This is a genomic window from Eudoraea sp. (assembly GCF_039969275.1).
In the GTDB taxonomy this organism is placed as follows: Bacteria; Bacteroidota; Bacteroidia; order Flavobacteriales; family Flavobacteriaceae; genus Eudoraea.
In genome coordinates this window covers 162,746-172,526 of record NZ_JBDVOC010000002.1, presented here as the reverse complement: position 1 = coordinate 172,526, position 9,781 = coordinate 162,746, and the positions used below count along the sequence as shown (strand labels likewise).

The following is a 9,781-nucleotide window of genomic DNA, read 5'->3' as shown; positions in this document are numbered from 1 at the left end:
CTATACTCATTTCTATTGTTTCTACTTTGGTATCAACTTTAGAATCCTGAGCTTGAACAGCTACTCCGATAAAAAGAACAAAAATTAAAGTTACAATCGTTTTCATCACTTGGGGCGTTTTATATATATAAAACGCCCAATACGCATCTCATCCCGGTTGTAATTCGTCGAAAAACCCTTATTTTTCGGTATCTGACAAAAACTTGGATTAAGTGCAAAAAAGTGTCGATGAACGGGTCTAACCCCTAAAACACCTTAGCGATTTATTGTGTATTTAACCGATAAAAGGGGGGGTGATTTTTAGCAATAAATTGGGGTCAGGGCAATTTTTTTGATAGGTGTGAAGGTCTTTTTGCGCACAAACCCCGGGATAATCTCCCTTAAAGTCACCTATTTCCTTTATGATTTGGAAGTGAAGATGGGGGGCATAATTCACATTAATAGAAGTATCGCCTAGAGTTGCCAATACTTCTCCGGCCCTGAATTCTTTGCTTTTATATAACCCTTGGAGTGATTCTATCGATAAATGCCCGTAAAGTGTATAAAATTGTATGCCATCCAATTCATGCCTTAAAATAATAGTTGGGCCATAATCTCCCGATACGGTATTGTTTTTAAAACTGTGCACAACTCCTCCTAAGGGTGCTATTACTTTAGTGCCAGCCTTAGCCCAAAGATCAATTCCGAGATGAATATTGCGTTCTTCTTCTCCTTTAACAACAAAGCCAGGACTCTTACTGTATAAATTCCGCCTTTCCAAATACCCGCCATATGCTACCGAAGAGGAGTTACCGTTTAGGGTTTTGTCAATATACCCCTGGCAAACAGATGGATTACTAATATCCAGGGTTTCCAAGTCTCTGTTCAATACTGATAAATCAAGCGGAATATATTTTCCAGTGGGAATCTCCCGGTCTAAAATAGCTATTAGCCCCTCAGAACACTTCAGAAGTACTTTTTCAAGCAAAGTCATAGAAATTCGTCTAATGTTAGTGAAACCACAGCTTCTGAAATACTCAAAGGCATTAATTAACAGGTCTTTAACCTCATTTACAGAAAGATTTATTGATTTTTGAAATAAATTCGAAAAATGAAATTTCTGAAAGCAGGTATTTTACTAGCCTTAACTTTGTTCACCACCAGTTGCGAATCTAAAATTAAGAATAAAAAGGAGCCCGCCAAAGAAGTAATTTTGACGGAAAAAAATTCCAAACAAGATCTTCAAAAATATGAAACTGCCTATTTTGCAAGTGGGTGTTTTTGGTGTGTTGAAGCGATATTCGAGAGCGTAGAAGGAGTTAAGGAAGTAATCTCTGGCTACTCTGGCGGAACTGAAGAAAATCCGACCTATGAGCAGGTAAGCTATGGAAAAACTTCCCATGCCGAGGCAGTAGAAGTATATTATGACCCAAATGAGATATCCTATATAGAACTGGTCCAGGTATTCTTTGGATCCCATGATCCAACCAGCCTTAATCGTCAGGGACCTGACAGGGGAGCACAATATCGTTCCATAGCCTTCTATAAAAATCCCGAAGAAAGGAAAATTATAGAATCCTATATGGCTGCATTGGAAGAAAGTGGCATTTACAATGATCCTATTGTCACGGAAGTCACTGCTTTTTCCAAATTTTACGATGCTGAAGACTACCATCAGGATTACGAAAAGAAAAATCCTAATAACTCCTACGTCCGTCAGGTATCCGTTCCGAGGTTAAACCGATTTAAAAAGAACTTTCCGGACTATCTTAAAAAGGAAGTGCATTAGAGTAATTTTATAAAATTTAGGCAATTAAAAAAAAAGCAACTTTTTTAAGTTGCTTTTTTTATTTGTGGAGGCTACCACCTATATTTAAGGGATAAACACAAATCTAACTCCAAATGGAACATATCAAAAGCTCCAATTTTCAAAAAACGACTTTAGTTCTAATAATACTCTTATGCCTGGGGTGTTCAGATTCCAAAAAGGACAGTACACCTTGGATTCCTTTGTTTGATGGGGAAACTCTTAATGGCTGGACTATTAAAGGGGGAGAAGCGAATTATATGGTAAGGGATGAAATTATTGTTGGCAGTACCGTACATGATACACCTAATACTTTTTTAACTACAGACAGGATGTATGGCGATTTTATCCTGGAATTAGATTATAAAGTAGATTCCACTATGAATTCCGGGATTCAAATCCGAAGCAATAGCTTCCCTCATTACAGGAATGGCCGTGTTCATGGTTACCAGATAGAGATAGATCCTTCGGACAGGGCATGGAGCGCGGGAATTTACGACGAGGCCAGAAGGGGGTGGCTAAATACAATGGATAATAATCCAAAGGCCCAACAGGCATTCAAGCAAAATGAGTGGAATCATTATAGGATTGAAGCCCTTGGAGATACTCTTAAAACCTGGATAAATGATGTACCCGCCTCCTATCTGATAGACGATAAAACCAGTAGCGGCTTTATTGGCCTTCAGGTACACAGCATAGGTAAGGACCAAAAGGCAGGCACAGAAATTCAATGGAAAAACATTAGAATCCTCACAGACAGCCTTGCTAAATACACAAGGAAAAGCACGCTTACACCAATTATTACTAAAAACCATCTCGGCATTGACGAAGAAAAAAATGGTTGGAAACTCCTATGGGATGGTAGTACAACCGACGGATGGCGGGGAGCACGCCTCGATGACTTCCCTTCAGAAGGCTGGATTATAGAAAATGGTGAGCTTATAGTGTTATCATCAGGTGGGGAAGAATCTACAGCTGGCGGCGATATTGTGACCGATGACCTTTATGGCAATTTTGAGTTACAAGTAGATTTCAAACTTACAAAAGGAGCCAACAGTGGTATAAAATATTTTGTGGATACCGACCTTAACAAAGGCCCCGGATCATCAATTGGCCTGGAATACCAAATTCTGGATGATGACAATCATCCTGATGCCAAATTAGGCAATCACGAAGGCAGCAGAACAATGGCGTCTCTGTATGATCTCATAATGGTTGATCCTGATAAACCTGTAAATCCAATTGGTGAATGGAACCATGCGCGCATCCTTTCCAAAGATAACCATGTAGAACATTGGTTAAATGGCATGAAAGTTCTGGAATACGAACGAAAAAGTGACGCTTATAAAAAATTGGTTTCAGAGAGTAAATACAAGATCTGGCCAAATTTCGGAGAATCAGACCAGGGCCATATACTGTTACAGGACCACGGTGATCGTGTTGCATTTAAGAATATTAAAATAAGACCAATCCTAAGCGAATAAACCATGACTACAAGACGAGAATTTATTAAAAAAACCACTGTTGGAGGCACTGCCATAACATTAGGAGCTTTTGCCCTGCCTGGAAGCCTTAATGCAGGTATTTTAGGTGCCAATGATCAATTACAAGTAGCCGTTATTGGAGTGCGAAGCCGTGCTAAAGCTCTTACCATGGGTATTTCAAAAAGTCCAAATGTAAAGATCATTTACAATTGCGATGTGGATGATACCATTATTGAAGCACATAATATCTGGTGTCAGGAAAAAATTGGTTACATCCCTAAAGTGGAAAAAGATTTCAGAAAAATGCTGGAAGATAAAGATGTTGATGCTGTATTTATAGCAACACCTGAACATTGGCATGCCCCAATGGCAATAATGGCCTTACAGGCAGGAAAACATGTTTATGTTGAAAAACCATGTAGTCATAATCCCTACGAGAATGACCTATTGGTTGAAGCACAGAAAAAATACGGCAAGAAAGTACAGATGGGTAACCAACAGCGTTCCGCTAGGACTTCTATTACCGCCGTTAGGGATATTAGAAACGGTATTATTGGAAATGTTTATAAGGGAGAAGCCTATTATTCCAATAGCCGCTCATCTATAGGTAATGGCGTTGATATAGCCGTACCATCAACCTTAAATTGGGATCTCTGGCAGGGACCGGCACCGAGGAAAGTATATAAAGATAATATTCATCCATATAATTGGCATTGGTTTCGTAATTGGGGAACGGGTGAAATTCACAACAACGGCACCCACGAAATCGATATTTGCCGATGGGCACTGGGGGTAGATCTCCCTGAGACTGTTACATCTTTTGGAGGAAAATATGCCTATGAAGACGATTGGCAATTTCCAGATAACCAACAAGTGACTTATACATTTAGCGATAATAAATTTATAACCTGGAATGGACATAGCCGTGGAGTAATAAAACCGGAACAGCCAGGAAGAGGTGCAACCATTTATGGTAGTAAAGGTACTATAGAACTAAGCAGAGAAGGTTATAAATTATATGACTTAGATGGCCGTCCCATAAAATTTGAATTTGAAACAGGAGGTAGTGCTACAATAGATACAATGGGCGCAGGTGATCTGGATGGCATGCATATTGCAAATTTCTTTAACGCCATTCGGTTAGATGAAAAGCAAAACTCTCCCATAGCGGATGCAAGTATAACTACTATGCTTTGTCATTTAGGGAATATGGCCCAGGATGCAGGAGAAACGCTTAAAGTAGATACCAAGACAGGTAAAATATTAAATAATAAGCAAGCAATGGCCGCCTGGAAAAGGGAATATGAAAATGGTTGGGAACCAAAACTATAGGTAAATTTAAGTATGAAGCGGAGAGAATTTGTTATCAAAAGTGGTTTGGCAACAGCAGCCTTAGGTACTACAAGTTTTATGGAATCTGGTATAGCCTATCCTAAGAAAGCTGCAGATACTATAAACTTTGGCGTGATAGGTACGGGAGATCGTGGGGCCGGACTGATAAATATTATGAATGATATTCCGGAGTTAAACGTGATTTCATGTTGCGATATTTTGCCATTCAAACTTCAGAAAGGCATTGCAAATACGTCTGGAAAAGCCAAAGGATATTCAGATTATCGTAAACTTCTGGAGCAGAAAGATATAGATGCTATCCTGGTTGCAACTCCTTTTAATACTCATTCACAAATAGCAATTGATGCAATTGATGCCGGTAAGCATGTTTTTTGTGAAAAAACTATGGCCAAAGGATTTGATGGCATAATCCAGTTAAGAGATAAAGTAAATAATTCAGATAAGATCTTCCAAACCGGACATCAATACCATAGTTCACGTTTATATAGGCATGTGGTAGAACTTATCCAGAATGGAAAAGTAGGTAAAGTAACCGCTATTGACTGTCAATGGAACCGCAATGGAAACTGGAGAAGACCGGTAACCGACTCTAATCTAGAACGAGCTATCAACTGGAGAATGTATCGTGAATACTCTGGTGGTTTGGTTGCTGAATTATGTTCACATCAGATTGATTTCGCTAATTGGGTTTTAAATGCAACTCCAGACCAAGTACTAGGTGTGGGAGGAATTGACTACTGGAAAGATGGTCGTGAAACTTTTGATAATGTGCACCTTATCTATAGTTATCCCCATGGTGTAAAAGCTACTTTTACATGTTTAACCAGTAATTCAAAAGATGATTACCAAATAAAAGTCATGGGAGATAAAGGAACACTAATCCTTGATTATGTCAATGCATGGTTCTTTCCGGAAGGGAACTACAAAAAAGAAATTCAGGAAGTTGACGGAGTTTCAGGAGCTACCATCAAATGGGATGAAGGTAAAGGCATTCCACTTGATATAGAGCATGCAGAACCTAGTACTCAGGCATTAATTGACTTTAAGAACAATATACTAGACAATACAGTTCCCACTTCAAATGTTATTACAGGCGCTAAAGCTGCTGCATGTGTTCAAATGGGTTTAGACGCTATGTATAACAACAAAATAGTTCAATGGAATAATGAATTGAATTTATAATTCGCTAACTACCCGAACTTAAGGCTTATGAAATATTTACCTGCAGACTCCTAGCTTAGAACCATCTCTGCAAGCTATGGTGAAAGGTGACAAACCAAAAAGATGACGTTCAAATATCAAGGGTCCAAAAAACTGAAATAGCAACTACCCTGAAATCAATATAGTCTTTAAGGGTCCTATAAGAAAGGTATTTATGCAATAAAACATTGGTTTCATGCTAAGCTATATGAAAAATGACGGAAGTAAGAAAGGGAAAACTTTATTGGATTTTCTTTTGTTGTTGAGGAGGATAAAGATCAGGGGTGCATTAATGCAGATAAATTAGGGACTATGAAGTTAAAGGAGTAGTTATTGTTGAAGCAGGATGTCGCTATATCTGGAATCTATCACCACTGACTTCCCGGAATTCTTTTGCAAATAATACCCGCTGTGAACAAAGCTATTTCCGTTTTTTTCAGATACCAATTTTAAATCTGATGGCCCGGAGTAATCAGAAGAAGTACCGTCTATAGTAATACTAAATGGAGTAACGGGTAATTTACATACCAATTCACCATTCTGTATGGATACATCCAAATCGTTAAAATCATTAGCAATTGTATTGATCCTTAAGGCGCCAAGGTCATTTTTAATTTGTGCACTTTTAAGTAAACGATCTATAGTAACAGAAGAGGAAGTAGTATTTAAAGTCAGTACATTTACGTCCTTTAAAGCCACTTCATCTGAGAAATTGATATTTAAGTTCCCATAATTCCATCTTTGTACTGACACCGGAGAATAGGAAGCCACAATATTTGTCTTCTCACCATCTATAGTGGAGGCAAGCAACCTTGCATAAGACAAGGTTGCATTCATGTTTCGTGTATTCTCTGCCAGCTTAACCTCTCCATGTCGTACATTCATTTTGAGCTTAGTGGATTTTGGCATTTTAATCTTGATGGTCTTTTTTATCTTATAATTCTTTTCTTCTCCATCTGAAGATCGATAAAAAATATTAGGGCTATCTTTCCCTTGCCTGGAAATAATAACATTCTTATGAACCTCACGTTGTTCATGTGTAATTCTTCTCTGCTCCTCCATAACCTCTCGTCTTTCTTCCTGAGCTTCACGTCTTAGTTCCTGAGCTCCATGCCTTAATTCCATAGCTTCTCTTCTCATTTCTTCCCTTTCTTCGCCCATTTCTTCTCTTCCCTTCATCATTTCTTCCCGAGCTTCTTCGCGTTCTTCAACCCTGGACTGCATCTCTTTGCCCCATTCTTCCATTTCCTTTTGATACTCTTCATCAAAATTCTGTTCAAACTCCTTAGACCACTCTTTCAGGTACTTTTCACCATCTTTCTCATACGCCTCATAATCAAAACTTTTGAATTGCATTGGAGGCATGGGAGGCATAGGGGGCATCGGCATTTCCATAATAATTTTTGGTATTTCCGGAATATCAGGGATTTGTATATCAAGAAAAAGAGGCTCTATTTCCGGGATCTCGGGAATTTCCACAACAATATTATGGGCATCACCATGCGCTCCTCTTAAAATCCACGCATTTTCCCCGCCTGTTTTTATTGTTATTTCCTGGCTGTTACCAAGGATTTTGATACCTCCGTTACTAAAATACGCTTCCGCTTCTTCGGGGGTAGCGCCTTCAAGTTCAATGGTGGCTTCAACTACTACCTGATCCTTTTTCCAGGTTGTAAATTCAATATCTGCATGACTTGTGTTGATATTAACAACAGCATCCTCTCCTACTACAAATGTCTCTTTATACTTTTTAGACTGAACTTGTCCATAGCTGCCAGCTGTAAAAAGGCAAAGACTCAGGACAAAACTTTTAAACAATATTTGATGTAACTTGTTCATTTTCTGATGATTTTAATTGATTTAATTTTTCTTTTAACTTCTGCAACAACTGTAACCTTAACTGTAAATTTTTAATTAGAGCGGTAATAGTTTGATCATTTGGACCAATTTCATTCAATTCTATATTTAACCTTTTGTATTCCTCATCCAACTCGGACAAACGGCGCATATAATCATCTACCATTGCCTTATTTTCATTAGAAACTTCCAAACGAGATAATTCCAGGTTTATATTAGCTACATAGTAATTTTCTATTTTCTTTAATTCCGGGGAAAGATCCCCAAGAGAATAACCCTGAGCTTTTGTATTCTCGGTTTCATTTTCAACAACTGCCGGCTGTTGTAGTGTATCACTTTTAAAATTTATATAGGTATAAATCCCCAGGCTAAAAAGAACTAATACCGAGGCCGCAATTTTTATAAAATAAAACGTTGATTTTCTTTGTACAGGCAACTCTTTATCCAATAATTCTAAAAATCGTTCTTCGTGCCCATCTTTCATTGGGTGTTTTTTAGCCTTCTCCTCCTTAAACAATTCTCTAAGATCCTGTGCCATAACGTTTTTCTTTTAGTAATTCCTTTAAATGTCCTTTTCCTCTTAACAATCGGGTCCTGCTTGTGGTTTCTGTCAAATTCAATATTTCAGAGATCTCACTATGATCATATCCCTCCATTAGAAAAAGCTTTACTACAAGCCGGTATTTTTCTGACAATTGATTTATTGCTTCTTTTACCTCATCAATTGATATTCCGTCCTCTACAGACCAGTCATCATCCTCAACAATATGTATACTATTCTCATTAAGTTCCTGAAAGCGTTCCTTTTTAGATTTGAGAAAGTCTATACTTTTATTGATTACAATTCGCTTTAACCATGCACCAAATGTGACTTCACCTTTAAACTGGTCTATCTTTTGAAACGCCTTAATAAAAGATTCCTGCAGCACATCTTCCGCATCATCGGGATCGTTTACGAATCGTTTAGCCACATAATACATACCATCACAATACTGCCTGTAAAGCTTTATTTGCGCTTTTCGATCGTTGTCTTTGCAACGCTCTACCAGATCTATTTGAAACATTTGGCCAGTTTCCAATTTAGGTGTTAGTTGTTGTTATCTTAAGGACGAGAGAAAATATTGCATGTTGCAAAAAACAAGTATTTTTAAGAAATTTTTAAATAGTCAACCTTGCAACAAGTTACAATTAAAAACGAATTTATATCCTTGAGTGTCCTTGATTACGGAGCAATTATTCAAAAAATCCTGTTTAAAGACCGGGAAGGAAATACGCTGAACTTGGCAGTTGGTTTTGAGAATCCGGATAATTATTTGGAAGATCAAATATCTCTGGGCGCATGTGTTGGGCGATTTGCCGGAAGGATTTCAAATGGAAGCTTCAAACTTAAAGGTGATACCTATAATTTACACTCTGAAGATGGGGTGCATCTGCATGGTGGAAAGAGTGGCTTCGGAAAAAAATACTGGACTATTGATACCATTGAACACAATAAAGAACCATTTGTTAAATTGAGTTATCAAAGTCCTCACATGGAAGAGGGCTATCCGGGAAACCTAAAGGCCAGTGTGACATATAGACTGGTTGAAAATTCACTGCATATAGTTCATGAGGCAGTAACAGATAAAACTACGGTTATAAATTTGACAAACCATTCTTACTTTTGCCTGGATAATATCAATTCCATTGATCACTATCAGCTCCAATTACAATGTCCTGAAATATTAGAAACCCATGAAAATTTACTACCAACGGGAAAGCTTATTTCAGTTGTGGATACGGATTATAACTTTCTTACAAAAAAGGAGATAGCAAAAATACGGCTGGATACTCCGTATGTGATTTCAGAAGATGCTAAAAAAGTGGCCGAACTATATTCCCCGGTTTCGGGTATATTGATGAAAGTTGAAAGCAATCAACCTGCCGTGGTTGTTTATACTCCACCAGAATTTGCGGCTATTTGTTTTGAAACTCAAAACCATCCCGATGCACCCAACATTAAGTCATTTCCCTCGGCAATCCTAAATCCCGGAGAAACCTACTACAACCAGGCAATTTTTACTTTTGATTTAGTAACTTAGACAAACTAATCAACACTTCG

Annotated in this window: 9 protein-coding genes; 5 read left to right on the top strand and 4 right to left on the bottom strand. The window is 38.0% G+C overall.

From position 1 onward, the window contains the following. Positions 1–274: 274 nt before the first annotated feature. The gene (locus ABJH90_RS00850) at positions 275–973 is read right to left on the bottom strand and encodes a peptidoglycan DD-metalloendopeptidase family protein (protein WP_348139709.1); all 699 of its coding nucleotides are present in this window, start codon (positions 971–973) and stop codon (positions 275–277) included. Positions 974–1,090: 117 nt separating this feature from the next. On the opposite strand from ABJH90_RS00850, the gene msrA reads away from it, so the two are divergent. The 4 genes from msrA to ABJH90_RS00830 all read left to right on the top strand — a co-directional run bounded on the left by msrA (position 1,091) and on the right by ABJH90_RS00830 (position 5,805). Further along, positions 1,091–1,768 carry a peptide-methionine (S)-S-oxide reductase MsrA gene (gene msrA, locus ABJH90_RS00845; protein WP_348139707.1) on the top strand — a complete coding sequence of 226 codons (678 nt, stop codon included), beginning with the start codon at positions 1,091–1,093 and terminating at the stop codon, positions 1,766–1,768. A 113-nt stretch (positions 1,769–1,881) separates the two neighbouring features. After that, positions 1,882–3,270 carry a DUF1080 domain-containing protein gene (locus ABJH90_RS00840; protein ID WP_348139705.1) on the top strand — a complete coding sequence of 463 codons (1,389 nt, stop codon included), beginning with the start codon at positions 1,882–1,884 and terminating at the stop codon, positions 3,268–3,270. Between the two features lie 3 nt (positions 3,271–3,273). After that, positions 3,274–4,602 (top strand): Gfo/Idh/MocA family oxidoreductase, encoded by a 1,329-nt coding sequence (locus tag ABJH90_RS00835; protein ID WP_348139703.1) that lies wholly within the window; start codon positions 3,274–3,276, stop codon positions 4,600–4,602. Between the two features lie 12 nt (positions 4,603–4,614). Further along, positions 4,615–5,805 (top strand): Gfo/Idh/MocA family oxidoreductase, encoded by a 1,191-nt coding sequence (locus ABJH90_RS00830; RefSeq protein ID WP_348139701.1) that lies wholly within the window; start codon positions 4,615–4,617, stop codon positions 5,803–5,805. A gap of 348 nt (positions 5,806–6,153) precedes the next feature. On the opposite strand, the gene ABJH90_RS00825 is transcribed toward ABJH90_RS00830, so the two are convergent. From ABJH90_RS00825 to ABJH90_RS00815, 3 genes are read right to left on the bottom strand one after another with little or no spacing between them, the layout of a single operon-like run. Next, on the bottom strand, positions 6,154–7,662 hold the full coding sequence (locus ABJH90_RS00825) for a hypothetical protein (RefSeq protein WP_348139699.1): 1,509 nt from the start codon (positions 7,660–7,662) through the stop codon (positions 6,154–6,156). Continuing rightward, the gene (locus ABJH90_RS00820; protein WP_348139697.1) at positions 7,634–8,218 is read right to left on the bottom strand and encodes a hypothetical protein; all 585 of its coding nucleotides are present in this window, start codon (positions 8,216–8,218) and stop codon (positions 7,634–7,636) included. The genes ABJH90_RS00825 and ABJH90_RS00820 overlap by 29 nt, the downstream gene beginning before the upstream one ends. Next, on the bottom strand, positions 8,202–8,744 hold the full coding sequence (locus ABJH90_RS00815) for an RNA polymerase sigma factor (RefSeq protein WP_348139695.1): 543 nt from the start codon (positions 8,742–8,744) through the stop codon (positions 8,202–8,204). The genes ABJH90_RS00820 and ABJH90_RS00815 overlap by 17 nt, the downstream gene beginning before the upstream one ends. Positions 8,745–8,852: 108 nt before the next feature. Between ABJH90_RS00815 and ABJH90_RS00810 the strand changes: the two genes are divergently transcribed. Beyond that, the gene (locus tag ABJH90_RS00810; RefSeq protein WP_348139693.1) at positions 8,853–9,761 is read left to right on the top strand and encodes an aldose epimerase family protein; all 909 of its coding nucleotides are present in this window, start codon (positions 8,853–8,855) and stop codon (positions 9,759–9,761) included. The last annotated feature ends 20 nt before the right edge of the window (positions 9,762–9,781 follow it).

What these genes read in the sequence shown, in the direction of transcription:
- ABJH90_RS00850 (WP_348139709.1), bottom strand. Translation starts at nt 973, where the DNA reads ATGACTTTGCTTGAAAAAGTACTTCTGAAGTGTTCTGAGGGGCTAATA.
- msrA (WP_348139707.1), top strand. Translation starts at nt 1,091, where the DNA reads ATGAAATTTCTGAAAGCAGGTATTTTACTAGCCTTAACTTTGTTCACC.
- ABJH90_RS00840 (WP_348139705.1), top strand. Translation starts at nt 1,882, where the DNA reads ATGGAACATATCAAAAGCTCCAATTTTCAAAAAACGACTTTAGTTCTA.
- ABJH90_RS00835 (WP_348139703.1), top strand. Translation starts at nt 3,274, where the DNA reads ATGACTACAAGACGAGAATTTATTAAAAAAACCACTGTTGGAGGCACT.
- ABJH90_RS00830 (WP_348139701.1), top strand. Translation starts at nt 4,615, where the DNA reads ATGAAGCGGAGAGAATTTGTTATCAAAAGTGGTTTGGCAACAGCAGCC.
- ABJH90_RS00825 (WP_348139699.1), bottom strand. Translation starts at nt 7,662, where the DNA reads ATGAACAAGTTACATCAAATATTGTTTAAAAGTTTTGTCCTGAGTCTT.
- ABJH90_RS00820 (WP_348139697.1), bottom strand. Translation starts at nt 8,218, where the DNA reads ATGGCACAGGATCTTAGAGAATTGTTTAAGGAGGAGAAGGCTAAAAAA.
- ABJH90_RS00815 (WP_348139695.1), bottom strand. Translation starts at nt 8,744, where the DNA reads ATGTTTCAAATAGATCTGGTAGAGCGTTGCAAAGACAACGATCGAAAA.